Source organism: Vagococcus sp. JNUCC 83 (assembly GCF_053667615.1).
Map to the genome: position 1 here is coordinate 141487 of NZ_CM132204.1, position 24671 is coordinate 166157.

The window sequence follows — 24671 nt, forward strand, 5'->3', positions numbered from 1 at the left end:
GCGATATAAAAATTTTTTAGTATATTGTATAAAAAATGTGATATTTATAGAAGAATATTATTCTAAGTATAAAGAAAGTTGAATATGAAAGGAAAATTATGTGGGGAAAATTTATTTATAATTTACACACTAAGTATTTACCAGTGGCTTTTTTTTCAGCTATTGTAGGAGTATTAGCATTACTTTTTATTACTAAATGGTACGAAACTTTTTTAACACCCTATGTTATTGAACAGAAAAATGTTATTTACCAGGGAGAACAGATTGAAGAGATTAGTACAAGGCGAAAAAAAAGTAGCCGTTATACATCAATAAAGTATGTTTTATATAGAACTGACAGTGATATTTACTTTGAGTCAACAACATCAAATTTGACAGTTGCTGATAAAGATTATACGACGTATGTGCTAAAACTAAAAAATGATAGTGGGGGTGTTAGTAAAGTACTAGCTACTGATATAGGTTTTCTAAGCAATAATCAAGAAGGTGAAATATGCTCTTTAGGAGATTTTATGGTCACTAATAAAAACTTTTATGATAGATAAGTATTTACTAGTTATAAATATGATGCGTTAATTTAGGATTGATATAAAAAGGAAAGAACATGAAATTAAAAACATATGAATTAGAAGAAATAAGTGATGAGCAATTAATTATTGCAATGATTGTAGCCAAGTATAAAGGGAAAAATGTTTATGTACGACATAAAGATAGAACTACTTTTGAAATACCAGGAGGGCATCGAGAATCCAATGAAACAATAGAAGAATGTGCTAAAAGAGAATTAATGGAGGAAACAGGAGCTACTAAGTTTACCATTAAACCGTTGTTCGTATTAGGTGTGGAAAAAGAAGGTTTAGAGGATTATGGACAAGTATTTATGGCAGAAATAGAAGAGCTCTCAGATAAGTTAGAATATGAAATGGAAGAAGTTATTTTTCTTGATCGAGAACCAATGGAATATACCTATCCTGATATTCAAGTATTAATAATGAAAGAATTTATTAAAAGAGGTGTTGGATATTAATGAGTTAAATAATTTAATACCTGTAGATGATGGAGTAATGAATGTTTTTGAAATAGGTAAAGGAAACAAAACGCTAATCTTTCTTTCAGGAGGACTAACTGCAAGTCCAATTTTAGATTTTAAAATGCTTTATGATTATTTAAAAAATGATTTTAAAATTATAGTTGTTGAAAAATTTGGATACGGATTTAGTAGTGATACAGAGAAATCTAGAGATATTGATGTGATGTTAGAAGAAACAAGATATGTATTAAATGCTCAAGAAATAAAACCTCCTTACATTTTAGTTCCCCATTCAATGTCGGGAATTGAAACCTTGTATTGGTATCAAAAATATCCCGAAGAAGTATCGGCTGTCGTTGGTTTGGATATGGCGACATATGAAGCATATGAAATATTGAAAATTAATTTATTAGGATTAAAGTTAAATAGGTTATTAGTAAAGATTGGTATAACCAAACTATTCCCTAAAACTATTGAATCTGATGCAGTAAAGTATGGGAATTTGAGTCAAGATGAGAAAGATAGATATAGCCAACTACTTCATAAGAGTTTTACTTCAAGTGCTACCCTTAATGAGGTTAGACAAATTAAAGAAAATAGTTTATTAGTAAAAGATATTAATATTAGCAATCTACCTATACTAGTATTAGTTTCTAATGGTCAAGGAACAGGTATTGAAAAAAATAAATGGTTGAGTGTTCAACAGGGTTTGTACAATAAAAGTAAATATGGAAAAATTATTTATTATGACTGTCCTCATTATATTCATAATCACAAAGCAAAAGAAATATCAGAAGACATTAGAATGTTTATAAAAGAATTAAAGTAATGAGGGTATATAAGCATTCTATCTATAATTAATATTTCTAGGAGGGATTAGTAATGGAAAATCAAGAAATGGTGAAACAGGCGTTAGAAACAAATAGTGATTTAAAACTAATTATGAAAGGTGAGGTATTAACAAAAGGTGATAAAAAAGTTGGAGTTACTTCTGTTGTCTTTGTTTCAGAAGATGTTTTAAAGGTTGAGAAAATGTATAATGAGTTGGTTCAAAGTGATACTGAATCGTTTTATATGGTATATGCAGTTAATTTAAATGAAAAACTTAATGATAATTCACACTATCCATCTATAGCAATGTTCTCCGAAGATTTAGTGTAAAGTAGATGTCTAACATCAAAAAAACACGTGAAGAGTTGCTTCTTAACGTGCTTTAAACGTTAATAGTGAAAAACTATAAAGGTATTTTAAAAATTATCATGATACTAAGTAGCACTATAGGGATAGCATTATTAATAAAGTGAGCTAACATAGGGATTTCCAACTTATTTGTTTTTTTGTAAACTAAAGCATAAATAATAGCAGGTATAAAGTATTGTAAAAAGAAAGCTAAATGAAATGAACCACCTAAAATATCAGGTAGTATGTGTGGTAAAGAGAATAAGAAAGCTTGAATAATTAGCCCTATAATGTTTTTATTAAATATCTTTTGATAAATTATTCCTCTAAAAATAGTTTCTTCGAATAATGGTGCTGTTAAAAGAACAAAACTTACAGGTATAAATCCTTTTGTAATATCTGATAGAATAGCCTCTTGATTTTGTGAATTATCAGTAATATTAAATAAAGCCTTTGTAATAACGTTGATGATAAAAATAACAATAGGAGTCATAAACACATACTTAATATCTGATTTGATTAATTTACTTTTCAAATTTAATTTAGTTAATATGAATAGGAAACAACTGATTAATAAAATGAAAAATAAAGTAAGTAATGAAGTGTTTAATATGTTTGGGGATAGCTCTATTGTTATGTATCCAGATAGTAGAGTTCCTGATTGGCTCAATATAAAAAGAAAAATAGCTAAAAGAAACAACTTGATTTATCCATATAACCCTCCTTTAGAGAATCATTATACCATATTAAATTAAGTAGATTCACGTCACATTCTACATCAAAAAACCACATGAGAACAAAATCCTCATGTGGTTCTATTTATATCAATATACCTCTTTTAAAGAGTTTACATCATACCGCCCATCATTAGCACCATTATTTTAATTAAGATTTTAAAATTGGATGTATTTTTCAATGTTTTAAAGTTATTCTAATGATATTACTGAATAGCAATATATATTTCTATATTGTCTTGAGAATAATATTTTTCATAATCATAGGTATAAGATCTATTTAATAGACCTTTTTCTTCTTGTTCCCATATAAGTTTCCATGTATTGAAAATACTATTATCAACAGAAGAATCAACTTTAAACATTCTGTACTTAGTATTATCTAAAATATTTATATTATTTGAATTATTTTCTTCATATTCGTTTCTAATACATATACTACAAGTATAGTCTCCTCGAAAATCGGACTGATAATCGTGATAAATTGCATAAATAGTGGTGTCGATTTTTTGAATTTTTTCTATAGCGCATTTCCATAAGTTAGTCATTTTTGTTTCGATATTTTTATCATTAAAATTATTTGTTCTGATTGATTCTACAATAGATAAATTCATTTGATACTCCTTTTTCTTTTAGTATATCGTTTAAGGTTGTATTATGGCATCCTTTACTTTCATAATAAAAAAGCATATCATGCATTTTGCTTTTATCATAACTAGTTATGCAATCTGTTAACACAGTAACTTGAAAATTATTCTTTCGTAAGTTATAGCAGGTAGATTTAATACAAAAACATGCATCCCCACCAGCAATATAAAACTCATTGATTTGGTGTTTATCGATAAATTCTTTGAAATCCTCACAGGTTAAAGCATTTTGCTTATTTTTAGTAAATATATTTTTTGAAACAACTTTTAAATCAGGTGTTAGTTCAGCACCAAAAGTATTTGGTTTGAAATATCGAGCTTTTGGAGATACATCTTCGTGTTTGATATAAATAATTCTCATCTTGTTATCAAATGCCCAATCAACAGCATTGTTTATATTATGTATGACTTCTTTATAATTTTTTGTGATATCATTTTGAATATCAATCACAACTAGACTTTTATGCTTCATGCTAATCTCCTTTCTTAATAAATTAAGTATACAATTCGATTGTTGACAACTATATGTCAACAATATATAATTAAAAAATTTGGAGGATTAATTATAAAAATGAAAATCGAACGTTTGATTAGTATTATTATGGTGTTACTTAATAAAAAAAGGGTAAGCGCCCAAGAGTTATCTGAAACATTTGAAGTATCTTTACGAACCATTTATCGTGATGTTGACACAATAGACAGAGCAGGTATTCCTATTCGTTCAATCCCTGGTGTTGGTGGAGGTATAGAAATAATGCCTAATTATAAAATAGATAAAAATGTTTTTTCTTCTACAGAATTAGCCACAATACTGATAGGATTATCAGGTGTTTCGAATATAGTTAATGGGGCGAATTTGAGAAATGTTCTTTCAAAAGTAAAGAGTTTAGTTCCGAATGAGTCAGAACAAGATATTGAAAATCAAGTAAATCAACTATATGTTGACTTAACACCATGGATGGCTCAGAAAAGTATCCAACACTATATAGAGACAATAAAAAAGGCTTTAGATGAAAAAAGAGTTCTTTCTTTTAATTATATAGATAGGCATGGAAATGAAATTAAACGAGAGGCCGAACCATGTCAGTTCATTTTAAAAAATGGTTATTGGTATTTACAAGCTTATTGCTGTCTTAGAAACGATTTCAGGCTATTTAAATTAAATCGTATGTCTAATTTAGTGATGTTAAAAAATAAATTTGAGACTCGACAATATCCAAAGCCACAGCTAGAATTTGATGATACGTTTGGCATAGAGCAAAGTAATATTAAATTAAGAATTCATAAATCAATAAAAGAAAGATTTTTAGATTTTAATTCAGATGAAAAGTTTATACCGGATGGGGAAGAACACTATATTATAAGTTTTCCATTTATAGAAAATGATTATTATTATAATATTATTTTGGGGTTTGGGATATTTTGTGAGTGTATTGAACCTAAACATGTTAGGGATGGAATAAAAAAACGGTTAAGGGAAATGAGTATAATGTATTCGAATTGAAAAAATCTTTAGTTATGCAGTGAACTATGTCAAATAAGTTATGGAATGTTAGTACAATAAATGAGGCTGACCCAAAAGTATCTAAAAGTGATTCTCGTTTAAAAAGTTACTTTTGGATTAGCCTCTTGTCATTAAACTTAATTTATTTAGACAATCCATGAGCATTTTTTACGTTTATTATGAGATAATATTATCTACTAACATGGTAAGTATGTTCATCATCATTCATCTTATATTTTGTAGTTTTATAGTGAATTTAGATTTAAACATTACACAAAAAATTTTCTACAAAACTTGAAAAAAGTTTAGGCTTTTCTATTTGTAGATTATGTCCAGCTCCATCTATGACAGCAAACGTTCCACGAGAGAAGTTAGGTAACAGATTTAAAGCATCTTGATAACCTACTACATGGTCTTGTTTTCCTAATAACATAACAGTTGGCTTATTAAATTTAATAGTGTGAAATAAAGACTCACAAGATAAAGAATATTCATTATGAGATAAAAAAGATAGGTATTCCGAATTAGCTTTTTCTATACCTGGAAGAATATCTTTTTTATAAGCTATCCATGTATTTTCATTTATAGTTACTGACATATCTAAAAAGTTTTGATATGCTACCTTGTCATCAGAATCAACAGTAAATTCTTTTATTTTTATTAATTCTTTTTGGGGTAATTTTCTTTCTTCATTATTAGCAACAGTGAGAGGACAAATCAAAAATAAGCCTTTAATCTGTTCTGAAAAATGTTGTAGTAGACCTAATGATAGGTAACCTCCGTAAGATTCTCCGAAAAGTAAAAAGTCATGTTCACCAACTAATGTATGAATAAATTGCACTACTACATTTAACATATCATCAGTATTTTTAATGTTTTTGTTCTCAGGAGAATTTCCCATCCCAACCAAGTCAACATAGATACGATGGAAATTCTTTTTATCCTTAAAAATGGGTTCTAAACAACCTTTCATTAAATTGCTGTCAACTGAGAACCCATGTAAACAAATAACTGGAATACCCTTTCCATATTCTTCATAGTAAAGGGTGGTACGATTAATATCGATGTACATATTTAGACACCTCTTTTTAATTTATTGTACCATATATAAAATAATGGATTTAGTTTTATTATTTAGAAATATTGTTTTTCCACATCAAAAAACCACATGAGAACTAAACCCTCATGTGGTTCTATTTATATCAATATACCTCTTTTAAAGAGTTTACATCATACCGCCCATCATTGATGGATCCATACCACCAGGCATTCCTGGAGTTTCTGGTTCTGGTTTGTCAGCAATAACTCCCTCAGTAGTTAAGATTAAAGCTGAAACACTTGCAGCATTTTGTAAAGCTGAACGAGATACTTTAGTTGGATCTACGATACCAGCATCAATCATATTAACCCAAGTATCATCTTTAGCATTGTAACCAACGCCAGCATCAGCTTGTTTTAATTTGTCAACAACAACTGAGCCTTCCATACCAGCATTTTCAGCGATTTGACGAACAGGTTCTTCTAAAGCACGAACAACGATGTTCACACCAGTTTTTTCGTCACCAGTGACATCAAGTTCAGAAACTTTTGGCAATACATTAACAAATGCTGTACCACCACCTGCAACAATTCCTTCTTCAACAGCAGCACGAGTTGCGTTTAATGCATCTTCAATACGTAATTTTAATTCTTTTAATTCTGTTTCAGTTGCTGCACCAACTTTAATAACTGCAACACCACCAGCTAATTTAGCTAAGCGTTCTTGTAATTTTTCACGGTCAAAGTCTGATGTTGTTTCAGCAATTTGAGAACGGATTAATGACACACGATTTTCAATATCTTTTTTATCGCCATTTCCTTCAACAATTGTTGTGTTATCTTTATCGATAACCACTTTGCTTGCAGAACCTAACGCGTCGATTGTTGTGTCTTTTAAGTCTAATCCTAAATCTTCTGTTATAACAGTTGCGCCAGTTAAAGCGGCAATGTCTTGTAACATTTCTTTACGTCGGTCACCAAAACCTGGAGCTTTAACAGCAGCTACGTTGAATGTACCACGGATTTTATTTAAAACTAATGTTGGTAAAGCTTCACCATCAACATCATCAGCAATAATTAACAATGGTTTACCTTGTTGTAATATTTGTTCTAATAAAGGTAAAATATCTTGAATGTTAGAGATTTTTTTGTCTGTGATTAAGATGTATGGATTTTCTAAAACAGCTTCCATCTTGTCGTTGTCAGTTACCATATATTGAGATAAGTAACCACGGTCAAATTGCATTCCTTCTACAACATCTAATTCAGTTTCAATCCCTTTAGATTCTTCAATTGTGATAACGCCATCGTTACCAACTTTTTCCATTGCTTCAGAGATTAATTCACCAATTTTTTCACTACCAGAAGAAACAGCAGCTACTTGTGCAATCGATTCTTTAGAATCAATTTTTTTAGAAATAGCGTGTAATTCTTCAACAGCTTTTTTAGTAGCAAGCTCAATCCCACGGCGAATACCGATTGGATTTGCACCAGCAGTCACATTTTTAAGACCTTCACGAACAATTGCTTGTGTTAAAACAGTAGCAGTTGTTGTTCCATCACCAGCGATATCGTTTGTTTTAGAAGCTACTTCGGCTACTAATTGAGCACCCATGTTTTCAAAACGATCTTCCAGTTCAACTTCTTTAGCGATAGTGACACCATCATTTGTAATTAACGGAGAACCAAATGATTTATCTAAAACAACGTTACGTCCTTTAGGTCCTAAAGTTACTTTTACAATATTTGCTAATGTATCAACACCACGTACCATTGAGCTACGAGCATCTTCAGAGAATTTAATATCTTTTGCCATTTATTGTTCACCTCATCATTTTATTTTTTATTCTACGATTGCAATAATATCTTTATCATGTAGTACTAAGTAATCTTCGCCAGAGTCACTGACTTCTTGTCCGGCATATTTTTCAAATAGGACAGTTTGTCCAACGTTTACAGATACGGATAATTTTGTCCCATTTTCTAAAGTACGACCATCACCAACAGCAATGACCTCACCTGTTTGAGATTTTTCTTTTGAAGCTGATGTTAAAACTAATCCACTGGCAGTTTTTTCTTCTGCTTCTTTTACTTTAATAACAACACGATCTCCTAATGGTTTTAACAATGTGTATCCCTCCATAATTTTATATTTTTTAGCACTCTTATTTATCGAGTGCTAATCACATCTTTTATAATACAGACAAATGTTTTTTTTTGCAAGCATTTTGATACTTTAAGAATAGATACTTTTTATATTGAATTATTACCATCTTTAATCCTAACATGTCATAGTGAATGTTTTTAGTTTATTTTTGTTGATTGAATTGGACAAAAAACACCATGCAAAAGAAAATACACTATTACTTAGCAAAAAAGACTCAACGAAAAAATTCGTTAAGCCTTTTGGTTAGTCTTCTTTATAATTTGATAGGAAATAGATTAATGTTTGCATTTCATTGGTTAAGTCAACGTTTTGAATTTGAACTCCTTTTGGAACGTTAATTCGAATAGGTGTAAAGTTCATAATTCCTTTTATACCAGCTTCAACTAATTTATCAGTATTTTCTTGCGCGTGTGCTGGTGGGACTGTTAAAATAGCAACATCAATATGTTGTGCACGTATTTGTTCAACCATTTCACTAGCGTCATACACTGGAACACCATCTAATATACGACCAACAATATCTGGATTAACATCGAAAGCAGCACTGATACGAATGCTATCACTTTGGTGAAAACGATAGTTTAACAAGGCATGTCCTAAGTTACCCACACCAACTAAAGCCACATTTGTTAAGCGATCTTCATTTAGTGTTTTGGCAAAAAATGTCATTAAACTTTCTACATCATAGCCATAGCCACGTTTACCTAGTTCCCCAAAATAAGAAAAATCGCGGCGGATAGTGGCGCTATCAACTTTGACAGCTTCGCTTAATTCAGTTGAAGAAACCTTTTTTTTACCTGAATCAAATAAAAATTTTAAATATCGATAATACAAAGGTAACCTTTTGGCAGTTGCCTTTGGGATAGTCGTGTCTTTCATAATAATTCCCTCACTTTTTTATCTTATACCCTAATTGTTATAAAGTTCACGTTAATAGGATACCTTTACTAAAGGATAAAAGCAATTTTTACGCTTACACTTGAGTACTTATGAACGATAAATATACCAAACATAATACTATATTTATGATAAACTGTTTTTAGAAGTTAATAGATGGAGGAAGTTATGATTTTATTACAAGCCAATAATGTCTCTCGATTATTTGGAGATGACGTATTATTTGAAAACATACAATTAGACATACAAGATAAAAGTAGAATAGCATTAGTTGGACGAAACGGTGCTGGAAAATCGACATTACTAAAAATTTTAGCTGGAATGGAAGAACCAGACACAGGATTAGTAACGAAGACGAAGGATTTAACGATTGGTTATTTGGACCAACATACAGGCCTTGAATCAGATAAAACAATTTGGGAAGAGATGTTGAGTGTCTTTGATTATGTACAAGAAATGGAAAAAAAAATACGCCAGTTGGAGCAAGATATTGCCAATCCTGACATTCACGATGATGAAGAAGCTTACCAACAAGTGTTAAAGGATTATGATAAATTACAACACGAGTTTAATGAGATAAATGGATACGGATATGAATCGGAAATAAAATCAGTGTTACATGGTTTTCGATTTGATGAATCATTTTTTGATGTACCCGTTCAAAATCTATCTGGTGGACAAAAAACTAGATTAGCATTAGCTCGATTATTATTGGAAAAACCAAGTTTACTAATATTGGATGAGCCAACAAACCATTTGGATATAGATACTCTTAACTGGTTAGAAAATTATTTACAAGGTTATCGTGGAGCCATCTTAATGGTTTCTCATGACCGTTACTTTTTAGATAAAATTGTCAATGAAGTATACGATATTAGCCGACGAAAAATTACTCATTATAAGGGGAATTATTCAACATTCTTAGAAAGAAAAGCTGAAAGACTGGAACTAGAAGAAAAAGAATACGAAAAGCAACAAGATAAAATTGCTAAGTTAGAAGATTTTGTTGCTAGAAATATTGTACGAGCGTCAACAACCAAACGTGCTCAAAGTCGACGAAAACAATTAGAAAAAATGGAAAAGTTAGAAAAACCTTTAGGTGATGAAAAATCTGCTCATTTTCTGTTTAAAACCAATCGCACGTCAGGTAGAGAAGTGCTAACGCTGGATGATGTGGCGGTGGGCTATGATGATCTTATTTTGAGTGAACCGATTAATCTAGCTTTGCGTAAACAAGAAGCCATTGCTTTAGTTGGCCCAAATGGAGTTGGTAAATCGACTTTATTAAAGAGTATTATTGGAGATATCCCATTTATTAAAGGAACAGCTGATATTGGCCATAAAGTAGATATTGGTTACTATGACCAAGAGCAAGGAAAACTTAGTGGAAGTCAAAGCGTGTTGGAAGAATTATGGCGTGAGCACCCAACGACACCTGAAAAAGATATTCGTACTTTATTAGGTAGCTTTTTATTTTCTGGAGAAGATGTTAAAAAGACGATTAATTTATTAAGTGGGGGAGAAAAAGCCCGTGTCTCATTAGCCAAATTAGCGATGCAACGTGATAACTTTTTAATTCTAGATGAGCCGACTAACCACTTAGATATAGATAGTAAAGAAGTATTAGAAAATGCCTTAATCGAATATGATGGCACATTGCTATTTGTTTCTCATGACCGCTACTTTATTAACCGAATCGCGACAGGCGTTTTAGAGCTGTCAGAAGATGGTAGTACTTATTATCATGGGAATTATGATTACTACATTGAGAAAAAAGAAGAAGAAGAGGAACGCAACGCATTACTTGATGGCGAACAAGATAATCCAACGAAACACATGACAGAGGTTAAACTAAGTTATGAAGAATCAAAAGAGCGACAAAAGGAACAGCGTAAATTAGAACGATTAGTAGAATCTTTAGAAAATGATTTACAAGAGATGGAAGAGAAAATTGAAGGTATCCAAAAAGAAATGGAACAGCCTGAAATGTTAGAAGATCACGAAGCGTTGTTAGAGTTAGATAAAGAATTAAAAAAAGCCTATGCCAAACAAGAAACGTTATTAGAGTCATGGGAACATGCTTCAGTTGAATTAGAAGAGTTTTAATACTGACATAAGGAGGTGTCGCATGCGAAAAAAAGATAAGTTGGAGTATTTTTTACAAAATAAGTTAAATGCCAAAGGAAAATTTATTGTGATTCTTGTTTTATTTTATCTTTGGCTAAAATATTCTACGAATTTGTACCTAATGTTAAAATTTTTCGCTATTGTGGCGCTTGTTTCATTGTTAGTTTTTATTTATGAATTGATTTTTTATAATAAAATATACAAAAAGTAACAGCCAAAACAGTGAAAATCTGTCTTGGCTGTTTGTTTATTATTTAGTTTTTTTAGTTCGTTCATATCGATTGAATAATAGTAAAGCGATTAGTGAGAATAATACAGGCCCAGCAATTTGCCATAAAGTATCGCCCCAAACTGGACCATCTTTTCTAAATAAAGGTTCAATAATAGTAAAGATATTCGCAAAACCAATCACAGCCATAACTATGATGGTACTTACCATATATTGCGTTTTAGTTTTAAAAATAGTCATCGAGTGATTGATGTCTTTTTTCTGTTTAAATGCAGGAAAAGCACCTGTTAAAAATAAATATGGGATGGTCATTGAAACGTTAACCATAAGAGTCAATACGTTATAAAATGACTGTGCATCTTTTCCACCAAAGGAAACGAGTGCCAGTATTAGCACTACAATAATACATTGAATCCACATTGCAAAAGCGGGCATACCTTTGTCATTTTCTCTAACCATTTTTTCTGGCCAAAGTCCTTTAGGTGTTCCTTCAATAATCGTTTTTAATGGAGAGTAGATTAAAGTAAAGAATGCTCCTAGGTAAGCCAAAAACATTGATAATCCAGTGAATCTCGCAAATGCATGACCAATAGCTAAGGCAGTATCTGTTGATAGATTGATTGCACGACCTAATTCAAATCCTAAGTTGTTCATTAAAACATAGGTGATATTTCCCAAATTAACATTGTCACCGCTTAACACCGAATTCCAATTGGTTGATACCCCCCATAAAAGTATGGTTAATGCATAACCAATAGAGATGATGATAGCAGAAAAAATGACACCTTTAGGGAAGTTTTTCTCAGCATTTTCAGTCTTGTCAACCAAACCTCCAACAGCTTCAAGTCCACCATATGCAAAAATAGCAAATACTAAAAATGAAATAAGTGCTAACGGAGAAGTGAATGCAGGATTTGGTGAATCAATAAAACTTTTCATCCCTTCAATTGGTTGGGCTACTTGCCCTTTATTAAAAATTAAAATAATTAAACTAACAAAAATCAATACAACGTTTAAAAATGTCACAGCTATCCCACCAACAGAAGTGATTTTGGTGATTTTATCTAACCCTCTTGCAGCGAAAAATGTCACAATAATAATAAATAAAATGGCAAGTAATCCAATCGTTTGTGTAGAGTCTAAACCAAACAAGCTCCAATAGTTTGTTCGATCAGCTCCTGAATAGGTGGTTGAAAGGGTGATAAATACTTTAGTTGATACGTTTACCATCCATATAATATATGAGGTGTACCACATAAATGTCCCAATAAAAGCATATTTTGGACCAACGGATTTTTCCATCCAGGTATACATCCCACCACTTTCATGTTTGAAAGTTGACCCATATTCGGCCATCATAAGTGCATAGGGTATAAAGAAAAACAAAGCAGCCAGTATGTACCAAATAATCGCACCGTACCCCATACGATAAAAAGCAACTGGGGCATTACCAAACCCGAACACTGAAGTAAAAATCATTAAGATTAAACCAAACAGAGTTACTTTTTTTGTTGATTTCGTCATAAAAAATCCTCCTTAAATTAAAATACCTTATTATATCCCACAGTTATAATATCAAACATTCTAAGAATAGATTAAAAGAACTGAGTAAAATGTTAGTAAATTTACTCAGTTCTTTTAAAATGTTTATTAAATTGTTACCTGTTTGTTATTTTATTCTTATTAAAATAAAGCGGTTTTGTTAGGTCTACATTAGATTCTCATTCTAAGGAGAGCATTTCTCATTTCTTCTTTCGCTTCATCATCATCTTCTTTTTCTATGAAGTCTAATAAAAAGTCATATATTGCTGGGTTGGTTGGATCAATCATACTCAACGACCAAGCCGCTGTTCCTCTAATTACTGGCCGAGGATCTTTTTCGATACACTCTAATAAATGAGGAATACTCGTCTTATCTCTTACATTTCCTAAAGCAATAATAGCATTACGTTGAATAGGTTTTTTTCCTCTCCATGAGCCAGCTAGATAACCAAAACGTTCTTTGAATTCACGATTTGAAATAGTTAATAAGGGGTTTAATAAAGGTGTCACAACGTCAGGATCAGGCTCCATTTCTTCATGAAAATGAAAGTTTTTTCCTTTATTAAAGGGACATACCTCTTGGCAAATATCGCATCCATATATAATAGAACGAATTTTAGGACGGTATTCTTCAGGCATAAATCCTTTAGTTTGTGTTTGATAGGATAAACATTTTTGAGCATTCATTCGCCCATCACCTAAAAGAGCCGATGTGGGGCACTGATCAATACATTTTGTGCATTCTCCGCATTTGTTTTCTATAGGGGTATCAGGTTCTAAGGGAATATTAGTAATGATTTCCCCTAAGTAAACATAAGATCCAAATTCTTCAGTAATGAGCAAGCCGTTTTTTCCGATGAACCCAAGACCAGCTCGTTGAGCAACAGCCACATCAATTAATTCACCAGTGTCTACCATTGGTTTGAAATTTGCATCAAAGTCTGGAGTAGTTTTTTTAATAAAATCTATCAGTTTATTTAGTCTATCTTTTAAAATATCATGGTAATCAATTCCCCAAGAAGCCCTAGCAAATTTTCCTCTCTTTTCTCCACGGACAGATCTTAGTCGTTCGTTCATTCGAGTAGGATAAGCTAACGCAATGGAAATGATGGATTTTGGTTGATTAAAAATTAACTCAGGGTAAAGACGTTCATCAATGTTTCCATGCTCAAAACCGGTGGTATGATTGTTTTCTTTTTGTTCGACGAGACTATCTTTTAAATGGTCGAAAGGATCAGCCGTTGTAAAACCAATTTTATCTATGCCAATCTCTTGACTTGCTTCAATAATTTTTTGTTTCAATAATTGAGTATCCACTAAAAAGTCCCTCCCTAGTCATTCTTTATTAAGTATCAAATAAAGCCTTCTATTTTTCAACCTTTTTTAGTTATTTCGCAAATATTGTTATAAAGAGGTGAGAAATGTGTTAATAGCAAAAAATAAATATGAACAAGTTGTTCGTAGTGATGAAGCAAACAGAAAGAATGACTATTACTGTCCGTGTTGTAAAGGCGAGGTGATTTTAAAGAAAGGCTCGATTAAGTACCCTCATTTTGCTCATAAGTCATTAACTACTTGTGTTGGATATAGTGAAAATGAAACATTAGAACATCTACAGGGGAAATTATTAATCGCTAAAAATTGTGAAACATTTGGAATCGACTATGAATTAGAAGCATATTTGCCACAATTTAGACAACGAGCAGATGTTCTGATAGGTAAACATATAGCAATAGAGTTTCAGTGTAGTTCATTAAGTATTGATAGATTAAAAGAACGGACACAACAATATCATAATCATGGCTATCAGGTGTTTTGGATTTGGGGGAAACGCTTAGGAAATGAAACGAAACTGACTGAATTAAAAAAGCACGGAATTTATTTTGATTCTGAGAAAGGGTATGTTGATTACTGTTTACTTGTAGAAAGTAATCAATTAGTAGTGACTTATTATTTGTTGAGAGACACAAAAAGGGTTGTGACAAAAATAGAAACCTATTCTTTATTAAAAATAAATCTTTTGGAAAGTTTAAGAGAATTGACTGGTTGTGCTACTTATTTATGTCACACACCATTAGAAGAAATGGAAATAAGGAAAAAGTCATATACTCATTTATTGTATCGTTCAGAAAAAAGAGTCATGTCTATTCAAAGTTATTTATACCAAGAATCCCTGCATTTATTATATTTGTCTTCGTATATTTATTTACCCAATGTGTATCATCCATTATTAAAAGGAGAGGATATCGTGATTCGTACGATTGTATTAGAGTATTTAAAAATTAACACAGTGACAACTTATGATGAGCTAAAGGATGCAATAGTAGGAAAATTACCTATGGGCATGTTAGATGATTATTCACAACTAGGACCGTATCAGCTCATTGATTATTGTTTATCATTGTATTTAAACTTTCTAGAGGGGTTAAGGATGATTAAAATAACATCATCAAAAATGATATATTTTAAAGAAGTCAATAAAATGACTGACGATCAGTTAAAAAATTTCTTTAAAAACAAGAGCGAAAGACTAACTCTTCCGTTAAAATATGATATGATTATGAGGTGATAATGAGAAAGGAGTTACTTAAAAATGAGTGAAACAAAACAATTACCAAATCGTTCGGAATTACCAGAGGAATTAACATGGGATTTAACGCCAATTTTTGCATCAGATGATGCGTTTAATGAGGCATTAACGACATTATCTTCGGAGTTAGACAAAGCAAGTGACTACCAAGGAACATTAAAAAATGGGGCACAAGCATTTTTAGATGCGATTGACTATGTATTATCTATCCATCGTACAACGGAAAAAATCTATGTGTATTCGCATTTAAAAAATGACCAAGATACAGGTAATACAGTGTATCAAGGGTTATATGCCAAAGCTAGTATGATGGCAGCTAAAGCAGGGGAGGCTGTGTCATGGTTTGGTCCTGAAGTTTTAACGTTATCAGATGATACGATAGAATCATATTTTAAAGAAGAATCTGGTTTAGAGATTTATCGTCATTTTATTAATCAAATTACAGCAGATAGAGATCACACTTTATCTGAAAAAGAAGAAGCATTGTTAGCTGGAGCGAGTGAAATATTCTCTGCCTCAAGTAACACATTTTCTATTTTAAACAATGCTGATTTAGAGTTTCCAATTGTAACAGATGACGATGGAGAAAAGGTACAACTATCTTCAGGTGTATATGGACAACTGATGGAAAGTACTAATCGTGAGGTGCGTAAAGAATCGTTTGAAGGATTGTATAAAGTATACAAACAATTTAGAAATACCTTTGCTAGCACATTATCATCTCATGTTAAAAAACATAATTACAATGCACAAATTAGAAATTATAGCTCTGCTCGTGAGGCATCACTGAGCGCTAATCATATCCCTGAGTCAGTGTACGATACGTTGTTAGATGTGGTTCATAAAAATTTACCATTATTACATCGTTATGTGGCTTTACGTAAGAAGCTATTAAATGTTAGTGAACTACATATGTATGACATGTATACACCAATTTTAGGAGATGCTCCGATTCGTTACACCTATGAAGAAGCTAAATTGAAATCACTTGATGGATTATCTCCACTAGGTGAAGAATATTTAGAAATTGTCAAAGAAGCGTATGGCGATCGTTGGATTGACGTTATTGAAAACAAAGGAAAACGTAGTGGGGCATACTCATCTGGAAGTTATGATACTAAGCCATATATTTTATTGAACTGGCATGAAAGTTTAAATCATTTATTTACGTTAGTACATGAGATGGGACATAGTGTTCATAGTTATTACACAAGAAAAAATCAACCATATGTTTATGGAGATTATTCAATTTTCTTAGCAGAGATAGCTTCAACAACCAATGAAAACTTGTTAACAGATCATCTATTAAAAACAGAAAAAGATCCTAAAGTGAGAGCCTTCATCTTAAATCATTATTTAGATGGTGTAAAAGGAACAATCTTTAGACAAACTCAATTTGCTGAATTTGAACATTTTATTCATACTGAAGATGCAAAAGGAACACCACTAACAAGTGATTATTTGAGTGAGTATTATGCTGATTTAAATGCTAAATACTACGGCGACTCAGTGGAACGTGATCCTGAAATTGCTTATGAATGGAGTCGTATCCCTCACTTTTATTACAATTACTATGTGTATCAATATGCTACAGGATTTTCAGCTGCTACGGCTTTAGCTGATAAAATTATTCGTAAGGAAGATAGCGCGTTAGACAATTATTTAACGTTCTTAAAATCAGGAAGTAGCGATTATCCAATTGATGTCATGAAACGAGCTGGTGTTGATATGACACAAGCAGATTATATTGAAGAAACAATGACAGTATTTGAATCAAGACTAGATGAATTAGAAACTTTAATTGATTCGTTTTAAAAAATAAAAAAGAGGCTGACCCAAAAGTAAGTTTTTAAATGAAAATCACTAAACTAACAAAATAGAAATCCCATGAAGTCAGTGTTTTAATAAACTGATTTCATGGGATTTTTCTATTTTAAGATTTTTGGGTCAGCCTCTTTTTAATGTTCTAATAGTTTGGCGCAAGCTGTATGATTAGTCTCGACTTTTAGTAATTGTTTGATTAAATCGGTAGATGAAAAGGCATCAATCAATACACCAAAATTTCGTGAAGAATCATAGTTGAAAATGACTGCTTTTGAGAATCGGTTAACTCCCATTTCATTGGCTATTTTTTGATCTGTTTTAAAAAAGTCCTTAATTAGTTTTGATTGCCTATCTAATTTAAAGGTTTCTTTATCTGCATTAATTTTGTTTAGAATATCATCAACCAATTTTTCGGAATAAGGGACTTTCTTTTTTCCCACTAGGTCTTGTAGATGGAATAAGAATAGTCTGCCAATTTTTTTTCCTTGCAATTGAGCAGCTTTTACATCAAGACAAGCAGAATAAATAGTTTCACTTAGTTGATTTCTAAAGTGTATATCTTTTGTTGGAAAGTTATTATCAATTAGATAATGATGAATGATCAGTGGGTTTAATATTGGAATCAATTTTAAGTACACTTTGTTATCTTCTTTTTCAATTGTTTTTAAAAAACGTTTTTCAGACAAAAGACACAACTCGTCTAGTGGATTAACAAATAAATAAATTTCTACCATTATGCCCCCCCTTACCTTACTAACTGTTCTACTACTTACGTATAATGTAACAAATATACATAAAAAACAAAAGGAAAAAGCCTTTTAAATAAAGGCTTTTAAATCAACTGAGATATTTTATCATACGAGCGATTTTTTTGCTAGCAGGACGTCTTTTGATGCCTTCTTTTATTAAAAAATCATTAAAAAACATTTCACCTTTATCTGAGTGTTGTACTTCCATTTCTAACTCAAAATCAGTGGTCTGTCCAAAATGACTTTCATCTAGTACTAAGAGTGTCGTGTTATTTATTCTTTTTTCTCTTCGATATGTGGTTAATGCTCCTATTATATGCAAGTTTTCTATAGAAATACCAAGTTGCTGCAGTGTTAAACCGACGTCACCATCTTTAAAAATTTGTCGATTTTTTATGAGTTGTTCCATTTGATGATTTGTTAGATTATCTGTTACTTCTTGATAAGTGTGTTCATCAGCAGTAGGTATCTTCAATGTGCATTCATTTTTTCCATCGCGTTTTCTCAATCTTAGCCCCATAGATTTTTCTTTTAATTCATTTTTAGAGGTGTCAAAATAACAATTTGTTTGAGAAAAGGCTGGAGTATTTAAAAAATATTTATCTACTAATAGTTGAAACTCTTCTTGAGTCAACATGTTTTTGAATTCGATTTCTAATTCTTTACTCATATTTATCACCTCGCAAATAGTGTAATGAATTCGCTGTAAAAAAACAACCATCTCGACTTATTCGGGAGCTAACTTTTTAGGAGCAATTATGTTAAAATATAGCATGTATGTTGACAGTAAAGGTGGCGAATAACATGGAAAATAGAAATTGGCAATTATTTTTGGCACCATACGAGCAAGCAGTTTCAGAATTAAAGGTGAAACTTAGAAATATTAGAACACAATATAAAGAAAATAATTTACATACACCAATAGAATTTGTGACAGGTCGTGTAAAACCTAAAGATAGCATTTTAACCAAAGCAACACTTCGCGGAATTGAGCTAGATAGATTAGAAGAGGAAATGCAGGATATTGCAGGGCTTCGCGTGATGTGTCAATTTGTTGAGGATATTTACGAAGTTGTTAATTTGTTACGAAAACGAACAGATTTTAAAATTATTCATGAGAGGGATTATATTACTAACAAAAAAGCCAGTGGTTACCGGTCGTATCATGTGGTAATAGAATACCCAGTACAACTTATTATGGGTGAGAAAAATATTTATGTAGAAATACAAATAAGAACGTTAGCCATGAATTTTTGGGCAACAATAGAGCATTCATTAAATTATAAATATGACGGAGAATTTCCTGAAGAAATCAATAAGCGTTTAGAGCTTACTGCAGAGGCAGCTTATTTATTGGATGAAGAGATGTCGAAAATAAGAGATGAGATACAAGAAGCTCAGCACCTCTTTTCATATCGAGATTTGGAACACCTGGAAAGATATGTTAGCGAGCGAAAGGGGGAAAATGATGAGAATCAGAGTATACTCTAACCGAAAACCAACGTCTAGAAAAGTCACACAAGAATTGATGACCAAGCTTAGAAAAGCAGGGTTTATTTTAGATAAAAAACATCCAGATGTGATTATCACAATTGGTGGGGACGGTACATTACTTAGTGCTTTTCATGCTTATGAAGGTCAATTAGATACGGTTAGGTTTGTTGGGGTTCATACCGGTCATCTAGGTTTTTATACTGATTGGCGTGATTATGAAATTGATGAATTGGTTAGAAGTTTAAAAGAAGAAAAGCAAAATAGTGTGAGCTACCCATTACTGGATGTCTGTTTGACATACACTAATAATCTACCGAACAGGCATTTTTTAGCGTTAAATGAGGCGACAATTAAAAATGTTGATAGAACCATGGTTGCTAATGTTTATATAAAAGATGAGTTGTTTGAGTGTTATAGAGGGGATGGGTTATCTGTATCCACACCCACCGGCTCTACAGCATATAATAAGAGTCTAGGTGGAGCAGTGGTACATCCTAGAGTAAATACTTTACAATTAAATGAAATAGCCTCTTTAAATAATCGAGTGTATCGCTCATTAGGTTCTCCTATGATTATTGCTCCAGACGAGTGGATTAAGTTAGATATGAAAAAAAGAGAAACATATAGCTTACAGGTGGATAATTTATCATTAACCAATTCTAATATAAAACATGTGACATTTCGTTTATCGGAGAAACGAATTCACTTTGCGTTGTATCGTCATACCCATTTCTGGCGACGGGTAAATAATGCTTTTATAGGAACTTCAAAGGAAAGTAGCGAGAGAATATGAGATTTAGCTGGACAGTAGATGAAGAAAAAACTACTTTAAAACGATTTTTAAATGATCAGGGAGTTTCTAGGCGGTTGTTGGCTAAAATAAAATTTCAAGGTGGAACTCTTTTAGTAAATAAACAAGTTAGAAACACAAAATATGAGGTTAAACTAGGGGATATCGTGACGATTATCATACCTGATGAAGGAGAGCATGAAACGATGCTTCCCTTTGAATCAAGTTTGGATATTGTGTATGAAGATGAGCATTTGTTGATTGTTAATAAGCCAACAGAAGTAGCATCCATTCCCTCTCAATACCACAAAAATGGTACTATGGCGAATTGTGTGAAGTATTATTATAATCAACAAGAGTATGTAAATCGTGTGATTCATGTTGTCACACGCTTAGATAGAGATACGACAGGTTTAATGATGTTTGCAAAACATGGATTTGCCCATGCCATGATGGATAAACAACTTCAATCAGGCGAGCTGAAAAAGTACTATCATGCGTTAGTTGGTGGGGACTTAACACGTTTGAAAGAACATGAATCAATTGATCTACCTATAGGAAGAGATGAAACATCAATTATTAAACGTTGTGTCATCGAGGGCGGGCAACGTGCGTTAACTGAGTATAAATTAGTTGATAAAAATGCTGATATCGCACAAGTTTCAGTGCAACTCCATACTGGTAGGACTCATCAAATTAGGGTTCATTTTTCTGAAATAGGTTGTCCGTTAATTGGAGATGAGTTGTATGGTGGGGACTTAACAAAAGGAATACAAAGACAAGCTCTTCATTGTCAAAAATTGGTTTTTCTACATCCATTTACAAGAGAGGAGTTAACATTTGAGTTGCCATTACCAAATGATATGAAAGAGTTAATAGAGTAAGGGGAGTTCGTTGGTATGACAGAAGTGTTAAACAAAGAAGAGCAAGAAAAAGAATTATTAAAATTATTGCAAAGTCAAAATATGGATTTATTTAGAGAACAATTTCTTGATTGGCATTTGTATGAACAAGGTCAGTTTTATCTATCGTTAGACAAAAAGGATCGTCATCTCATGTACACATATCTTTCACCAAAAGAGATGGCCGATATGCTTGATGTCATTGAAGAAGATCATGAAGGATTGACAGATTATATCACTGAAATGTCACCAAATTATGTGGTGGCTATATTAGAAAACATGTATACGGATAATGCGGTGGATATTTTAAGTCAGTTAGAAGAAGAAACAGCACGTAAGTATTTGGACCGCATGAAACCTGAAACTTCTGTAAACATGAAACGATTGCTTCATTATGAAGATAAAACAGCTGGGTCGATCATGGCAACGGAATATGTGTCGATAGTAGCGAATCAAACAGTTCGCTCGGCGTTAACGTTATTAAAGAAGAAGGCACAAGAAGCCGAAATTATTTATTATGTGTATATGGTCAGTTTGACGAATCAGTTAGTAGGAGTTATTTCTTTAAGAGATTTGATTGTTAGTGATGATGACATGATGATTGAAGAGATGATGGGTGAGCGTGTGATTAGTGTTGGTGTTAATGAAGATCAAGAAGAAGTTGCTAAAATGATACGTGACTATGATTTTCTAGCAGTTCCTGTTGTAGATGACAACAATCATTTGTTAGGAATTATTACAGTTGATGATATCATTGACGTTATTGATGATGAGGCAGCGAGTGATTACTCTGGTTTGGCCGGGGTCGATGTTGAAGCAACAACTGAAAGTTCCTTTCAAGCTGCATTGAAACGATTGCCGTGGCTTGTGACACTTCTATTTTTAGGGATGTCGACAGCGTCATTGATAAGTCACTATGAAATATTAATTAGTGAAGCTAGCATATTAGCTGTGTTTATTTCACTGATTACCGGAACAGCAGGGAATGCTGGAACACAATCATTGGCTGTTGCTGTTAGGAAATTAGCTGTGTCTGATGATAAAGAGTTAAACTTTTTTTCATTGATTATTAGTGAAATTTTAACAGGAATCATTACTGGTGCTGTGACTGGCGTTGTTATCTTTTTGGTCGTTGGCATCTGGAAGCAAAACTTTCCTCTAGGCCTTGTTATCGGAATTGCGATGCTTTGTGCGATTACAATCGCTAATCTAGCAGGAAGTTTGATCCCTATTTTGATGGAAAAAATAGGATTTGACCCTGCAGTTGCGAGTGGCCCATTTATTACCACGTTAAGTGACTTGACAAGCGTCTTAATTTATTTCAATATAGCAGGTTTATTTATGCCACTAATCATTGGTAGTGTATAATGAAAGAGACTAAAAGAAGTCATTTTTGCGTGGCTTCTTTTTTTATAGACAAAGATAAAGGAGAGTGAAAAATGCTAATAGAACATGAAATAAATGCTTCTCTTAAGTGGGTTGAAACACATCATTTATCGGAAACAGAGAAAAATATATTGAGAGAAACATATAAAATTCCTGAAGAAACACTGGAATACGTTACGGATATTTATGAACGAAGTAATTATATTAAAGATGTGGAAAATGACTTGGATTTAGTAATCATTCATGTGCCAACGAAACAGCCTAGAGAAATTCGGTATGTGTCTAGACCGGTTAGTTTTTTAGTGCAAGGAGATAGGTTGTTTTCTTTTAATGAAGGGGAAAGTACTGTTAACTATGAAGGGGTTAAACAAGCCATTGCTAGTGAGGAGATGTTGACTCCGATGATTTTTTTATTTGAGTTGATACGTGAATTAGTTGATAGATATTTACCGATACTAAGAGAAATATCGAAAGAACGACAACAGCTAGATGATCTACTGACTGAGAAAGTGAAAAATAAAGATTTAGTTCGCTTATCTTACCTACAACAAACATTGACATTCTTGTTAAGTGCCTCAGAAAATAATTTAGAAACTTTAGAACAAATAAAGCGCTCAAAGTTAGGTCAAAGTTTTGATGGGGAAACAATGGAAAGGCTTGAAGATGCTATTATTGAGGCGAATCAAGTCTCTCATATAACAGAACTTGAATCAGATATTGTTGATAGGATTGCTCGGATTTTTGATAGTATCATGAACAATAATTTGAATGATACAATGAAATTTTTAACAGTTTGGTCTTTAGCTTTAGCGATTCCGACACTTATTACCGGATTTTATGGAATGAATATTGATTTACCTAGATTTTCATCAGACTATGAATGGATTTATGTGGTTATTTTATCAGTAGTTCTGATTATGTGGTTGATTATGTTTATTAATCATAAAAGAAAATAAAAAAAGAGATGGTAATCATCTCTTTTTCTATATAAAAGTAACTAAAAATCTTATAGTAATTTGTTGTAGAATTCAACTACGTAAGATTCGTCAACTTCTTGTGGTAATTCATCACGTTCTGGTAAACGAGTGATACTACCTTCTAATTTTTCAGCGTCAAAGCTTACAAATGAAGGACGTCCTAAAGTTGATTCAACAGCATCTTTAACGATAACTAAATCTTTAGATTTTTCACGGATAGAGATAACTTGTCCAACAGACACTTCATATGAAGGAATGTCAACACGTTTACCATCTACTAAAACGTGACCATGGTTAACTAACTGACGCGCTTGACGACGAGTTGTAGCTAAACCTAGACGATATACAACGTTATCTAAACGTTGTTCTAAAAGAATCATAAAGTTAACACCGTGTTTACCTTCTTGAATTTTACCAGCTCTCATGAAAAGGTTACGGAATTGACGTTCATTTAAACCGTACATATGGCGTAATTTTTGTTTTTCAGTTAATTGCATACCATATTCTGATTTGTTTCTTCTTTGGTTTGGTCCGTGTTGTCCTGGTGCATATGGACGACGAGCCAACTCTTTACCAGTTCCTGATAAAGATACGCCTAAACGACGAGATAATTTCCAACTTGGTCCTGTATAACGAGACATTAAAAAATCCTCCAATATATTTTTATTTGGAGTAAAATAATTTCTTGAAAATATTAATAGACGCTTAGTTTATTCTTCAATCTTCACCTTTGCAGCCGCGGTTACGCAATTGAACCCATATAGGCAAACAAACTAATACACGTGCTACTTATTTTCTAGCTGCATTATTTTACACAAAATTAATTATACTTTAATATCTGTGAAAAGACAAGGATAACTTAATT

26 protein-coding genes are annotated in these 24671 nt (G+C 32.2%); 14 read left to right on the plus strand and 12 right to left on the minus strand.

All coding sequences use genetic code 11. The features are described from left to right. Positions 1-98 precede the first annotated feature (98 nt). Genes JNUCC83_RS00730 through JNUCC83_RS00745 form a run of 4 tightly spaced genes read left to right on the plus strand, consistent with a single transcriptional unit; the run spans position 99 to position 2191 of the window. Positions 99-545 (plus strand): hypothetical protein, encoded by a 447-nt coding sequence (locus JNUCC83_RS00730; protein WP_454460357.1) that lies wholly within the window; start codon positions 99-101, stop codon positions 543-545. 59 nt (positions 546-604) lie between these two features. Continuing rightward, a complete protein-coding gene (locus JNUCC83_RS00735) occupies positions 605-1027 on the plus strand; it encodes an NUDIX hydrolase (RefSeq protein ID WP_454460358.1) in 423 nt (140 codons plus the stop codon). After that, entirely contained in the window at positions 1017-1859 is an 843-nt protein-coding gene (locus JNUCC83_RS00740; RefSeq protein WP_454460359.1) for an alpha/beta fold hydrolase, read from the plus strand. The genes JNUCC83_RS00735 and JNUCC83_RS00740 overlap by 11 nt, the downstream gene beginning before the upstream one ends. Before the next feature lie 53 nt (positions 1860-1912). Continuing rightward, positions 1913-2191, plus strand: a complete 279-nt coding sequence (locus JNUCC83_RS00745) for a hypothetical protein (RefSeq protein WP_454460360.1) — start codon at positions 1913-1915, stop codon at positions 2189-2191. A gap of 73 nt (positions 2192-2264) precedes the next feature. Here JNUCC83_RS00745 and JNUCC83_RS00750 read toward each other — a convergent pair whose 3' ends face one another. The 3 genes from JNUCC83_RS00750 to JNUCC83_RS00760 all read right to left on the minus strand — a co-directional run bounded on the left by JNUCC83_RS00750 (position 2265) and on the right by JNUCC83_RS00760 (position 4062). Continuing rightward, a complete protein-coding gene (locus JNUCC83_RS00750) occupies positions 2265-2702 on the minus strand; it encodes a CPBP family intramembrane glutamic endopeptidase (RefSeq protein WP_454460361.1) in 438 nt (145 codons plus the stop codon). A gap of 447 nt (positions 2703-3149) precedes the next feature. Further along, positions 3150-3557, minus strand: coding sequence for a GyrI-like domain-containing protein (locus JNUCC83_RS00755; protein ID WP_454460362.1), 408 nt, complete (start codon positions 3555-3557; stop codon positions 3150-3152). Beyond that, entirely contained in the window at positions 3520-4062 is a 543-nt protein-coding gene (locus JNUCC83_RS00760; protein ID WP_454460363.1) for a cysteine hydrolase family protein, read from the minus strand. Before JNUCC83_RS00760 ends, JNUCC83_RS00755 begins: the two co-directional genes overlap by 38 nt. Before the next feature lie 99 nt (positions 4063-4161). Here JNUCC83_RS00760 and JNUCC83_RS00765 point away from each other — a divergent pair, with 99 nt between their 5' ends. After that, positions 4162-5094: a helix-turn-helix transcriptional regulator gene (locus JNUCC83_RS00765; RefSeq protein ID WP_454460364.1), complete on the plus strand. Its 933-nt coding sequence runs from the start codon at positions 4162-4164 to the stop codon at positions 5092-5094. A 262-nt stretch (positions 5095-5356) separates the two neighbouring features. On the opposite strand, the gene JNUCC83_RS00770 is transcribed toward JNUCC83_RS00765, so the two are convergent. The 4 genes from JNUCC83_RS00770 to JNUCC83_RS00785 form a co-directional block, all read right to left on the minus strand. After that, positions 5357-6166: an alpha/beta fold hydrolase gene (locus JNUCC83_RS00770; protein ID WP_454460365.1), complete on the minus strand. Its 810-nt coding sequence runs from the start codon at positions 6164-6166 to the stop codon at positions 5357-5359. Between the two features lie 153 nt (positions 6167-6319). Then, on the minus strand, positions 6320-7948 hold the full coding sequence (gene groL, locus JNUCC83_RS00775) for a chaperonin GroEL (RefSeq protein WP_454460366.1): 1629 nt from the start codon (positions 7946-7948) through the stop codon (positions 6320-6322). Positions 7949-7975: 27 nt separating this feature from the next. Next, complete coding sequence (groES, locus tag JNUCC83_RS00780) at positions 7976-8260, minus strand: co-chaperone GroES (protein WP_489749544.1); 285 nt, start codon at positions 8258-8260, stop codon at positions 7976-7978. A gap of 282 nt (positions 8261-8542) precedes the next feature. Next, on the minus strand, positions 8543-9178 hold the full coding sequence (locus JNUCC83_RS00785) for a redox-sensing transcriptional repressor Rex (RefSeq protein WP_454460368.1): 636 nt from the start codon (positions 9176-9178) through the stop codon (positions 8543-8545). A 186-nt stretch (positions 9179-9364) separates the two neighbouring features. Between JNUCC83_RS00785 and JNUCC83_RS00790 the strand changes: the two genes are divergently transcribed. Continuing rightward, positions 9365-11302 carry an ABC-F family ATP-binding cassette domain-containing protein gene (locus tag JNUCC83_RS00790; protein WP_454460369.1) on the plus strand — a complete coding sequence of 646 codons (1938 nt, stop codon included), beginning with the start codon at positions 9365-9367 and terminating at the stop codon, positions 11300-11302. Between the two features lie 22 nt (positions 11303-11324). Further along, the gene (locus tag JNUCC83_RS00795) at positions 11325-11534 is read left to right on the plus strand and encodes a hypothetical protein (RefSeq protein WP_454460370.1); all 210 of its coding nucleotides are present in this window, start codon (positions 11325-11327) and stop codon (positions 11532-11534) included. 39 nt (positions 11535-11573) lie between these two features. Here the strand turns inward: JNUCC83_RS00795 and yjeM are convergent, their stop codons facing one another. Next, positions 11574-13076: a glutamate/gamma-aminobutyrate family transporter YjeM gene (yjeM, locus tag JNUCC83_RS00800; RefSeq protein WP_454460371.1), complete on the minus strand. Its 1503-nt coding sequence runs from the start codon at positions 13074-13076 to the stop codon at positions 11574-11576. Positions 13077-13265: 189 nt separating this feature from the next. After that, a complete protein-coding gene (queG, locus tag JNUCC83_RS00805) occupies positions 13266-14411 on the minus strand; it encodes a tRNA epoxyqueuosine(34) reductase QueG (RefSeq protein ID WP_454460372.1) in 1146 nt (381 codons plus the stop codon). Positions 14412-14517: 106 nt separating this feature from the next. On the opposite strand from queG, the gene JNUCC83_RS00810 reads away from it, so the two are divergent. Next, a complete protein-coding gene (locus tag JNUCC83_RS00810; protein ID WP_454460373.1) occupies positions 14518-15663 on the plus strand; it encodes a competence protein CoiA in 1146 nt (381 codons plus the stop codon). Positions 15664-15687: 24 nt separating this feature from the next. After that, positions 15688-17499 (plus strand): oligoendopeptidase F, encoded by a 1812-nt coding sequence (gene pepF / locus JNUCC83_RS00815; protein WP_454460374.1) that lies wholly within the window; start codon positions 15688-15690, stop codon positions 17497-17499. Positions 17500-17642: 143 nt separating this feature from the next. Here pepF and JNUCC83_RS00820 read toward each other — a convergent pair whose 3' ends face one another. Further along, the gene (locus tag JNUCC83_RS00820) at positions 17643-18242 is read right to left on the minus strand and encodes a DsbA family protein (protein ID WP_454460375.1); all 600 of its coding nucleotides are present in this window, start codon (positions 18240-18242) and stop codon (positions 17643-17645) included. Positions 18243-18345: 103 nt separating this feature from the next. Next, positions 18346-18927 carry a CYTH domain-containing protein gene (locus JNUCC83_RS00825; RefSeq protein WP_454460376.1) on the minus strand — a complete coding sequence of 194 codons (582 nt, stop codon included), beginning with the start codon at positions 18925-18927 and terminating at the stop codon, positions 18346-18348. Between the two features lie 134 nt (positions 18928-19061). Here JNUCC83_RS00825 and yjbM point away from each other — a divergent pair, with 134 nt between their 5' ends. The 5 genes from yjbM (at position 19062) to JNUCC83_RS00850 (ending at position 23785) form a co-directional block, all read left to right on the plus strand. After that, positions 19062-19748 (plus strand): GTP diphosphokinase, encoded by a 687-nt coding sequence (gene yjbM / locus JNUCC83_RS00830; protein WP_454460377.1) that lies wholly within the window; start codon positions 19062-19064, stop codon positions 19746-19748. Continuing rightward, positions 19726-20544, plus strand: a complete 819-nt coding sequence (locus tag JNUCC83_RS00835; RefSeq protein ID WP_454460378.1) for an NAD kinase — start codon at positions 19726-19728, stop codon at positions 20542-20544. Before yjbM ends, JNUCC83_RS00835 begins: the two co-directional genes overlap by 23 nt. Next, positions 20541-21425, plus strand: a complete 885-nt coding sequence (locus tag JNUCC83_RS00840) for an RluA family pseudouridine synthase (protein WP_454460379.1) — start codon at positions 20541-20543, stop codon at positions 21423-21425. Before JNUCC83_RS00835 ends, JNUCC83_RS00840 begins: the two co-directional genes overlap by 4 nt. A 15-nt stretch (positions 21426-21440) precedes the next feature. After that, a complete protein-coding gene (gene mgtE / locus JNUCC83_RS00845; protein ID WP_454460380.1) occupies positions 21441-22811 on the plus strand; it encodes a magnesium transporter in 1371 nt (456 codons plus the stop codon). Positions 22812-22882: 71 nt separating this feature from the next. Beyond that, positions 22883-23785 (plus strand): magnesium transporter CorA family protein, encoded by a 903-nt coding sequence (locus tag JNUCC83_RS00850; RefSeq protein ID WP_454460381.1) that lies wholly within the window; start codon positions 22883-22885, stop codon positions 23783-23785. Between the two features lie 50 nt (positions 23786-23835). Here JNUCC83_RS00850 and rpsD read toward each other — a convergent pair whose 3' ends face one another. Continuing rightward, positions 23836-24447 (minus strand): 30S ribosomal protein S4, encoded by a 612-nt coding sequence (rpsD, locus tag JNUCC83_RS00855; protein WP_454460382.1) that lies wholly within the window; start codon positions 24445-24447, stop codon positions 23836-23838. Positions 24448-24671: the final 224 nt, after the last annotated feature.

Excerpts from the sequence above, each read along its gene's own strand:
- JNUCC83_RS00790 (WP_454460369.1), top strand. The coding sequence starts at position 9,365 with ATGATTTTATTACAAGCCAATAATGTCTCTCGATTATTTGGAGATGAC.
- groL (WP_454460366.1), bottom strand. The coding sequence starts at position 7,948 with ATGGCAAAAGATATTAAATTCTCTGAAGATGCTCGTAGCTCAATGGTA.
- JNUCC83_RS00850 (WP_454460381.1), top strand. The coding sequence starts at position 22,883 with ATGCTAATAGAACATGAAATAAATGCTTCTCTTAAGTGGGTTGAAACA.
- rpsD (WP_454460382.1), bottom strand. The coding sequence starts at position 24,447 with ATGTCTCGTTATACAGGACCAAGTTGGAAATTATCTCGTCGTTTAGGC.
- JNUCC83_RS00770 (WP_454460365.1), bottom strand. The coding sequence starts at position 6,166 with ATGTACATCGATATTAATCGTACCACCCTTTACTATGAAGAATATGGA.
- JNUCC83_RS00795 (WP_454460370.1), top strand. The coding sequence starts at position 11,325 with ATGCGAAAAAAAGATAAGTTGGAGTATTTTTTACAAAATAAGTTAAAT.
- pepF (WP_454460374.1), top strand. The coding sequence starts at position 15,688 with ATGAGTGAAACAAAACAATTACCAAATCGTTCGGAATTACCAGAGGAA.
- JNUCC83_RS00760 (WP_454460363.1), bottom strand. The coding sequence starts at position 4,062 with ATGAAGCATAAAAGTCTAGTTGTGATTGATATTCAAAATGATATCACA.
- JNUCC83_RS00735 (WP_454460358.1), top strand. The coding sequence starts at position 605 with ATGAAATTAAAAACATATGAATTAGAAGAAATAAGTGATGAGCAATTA.
- yjbM (WP_454460377.1), top strand. The coding sequence starts at position 19,062 with ATGGAAAATAGAAATTGGCAATTATTTTTGGCACCATACGAGCAAGCA.
- JNUCC83_RS00750 (WP_454460361.1), bottom strand. The coding sequence starts at position 2,702 with ATGACTCCTATTGTTATTTTTATCATCAACGTTATTACAAAGGCTTTA.
- JNUCC83_RS00825 (WP_454460376.1), bottom strand. The coding sequence starts at position 18,927 with ATGAGTAAAGAATTAGAAATCGAATTCAAAAACATGTTGACTCAAGAA.
- JNUCC83_RS00755 (WP_454460362.1), bottom strand. The coding sequence starts at position 3,557 with ATGAATTTATCTATTGTAGAATCAATCAGAACAAATAATTTTAATGAT.
- JNUCC83_RS00835 (WP_454460378.1), top strand. The coding sequence starts at position 19,726 with ATGAGAATCAGAGTATACTCTAACCGAAAACCAACGTCTAGAAAAGTC.
- yjeM (WP_454460371.1), bottom strand. The coding sequence starts at position 13,076 with ATGACGAAATCAACAAAAAAAGTAACTCTGTTTGGTTTAATCTTAATG.
- JNUCC83_RS00745 (WP_454460360.1), top strand. The coding sequence starts at position 1,913 with ATGGAAAATCAAGAAATGGTGAAACAGGCGTTAGAAACAAATAGTGAT.
- JNUCC83_RS00840 (WP_454460379.1), top strand. The coding sequence starts at position 20,541 with ATGAGATTTAGCTGGACAGTAGATGAAGAAAAAACTACTTTAAAACGA.
- JNUCC83_RS00785 (WP_454460368.1), bottom strand. The coding sequence starts at position 9,178 with ATGAAAGACACGACTATCCCAAAGGCAACTGCCAAAAGGTTACCTTTG.
- JNUCC83_RS00820 (WP_454460375.1), bottom strand. The coding sequence starts at position 18,242 with ATGGTAGAAATTTATTTATTTGTTAATCCACTAGACGAGTTGTGTCTT.
- JNUCC83_RS00765 (WP_454460364.1), top strand. The coding sequence starts at position 4,162 with ATGAAAATCGAACGTTTGATTAGTATTATTATGGTGTTACTTAATAAA.
- mgtE (WP_454460380.1), top strand. The coding sequence starts at position 21,441 with ATGACAGAAGTGTTAAACAAAGAAGAGCAAGAAAAAGAATTATTAAAA.
- JNUCC83_RS00730 (WP_454460357.1), top strand. The coding sequence starts at position 99 with ATGTGGGGAAAATTTATTTATAATTTACACACTAAGTATTTACCAGTG.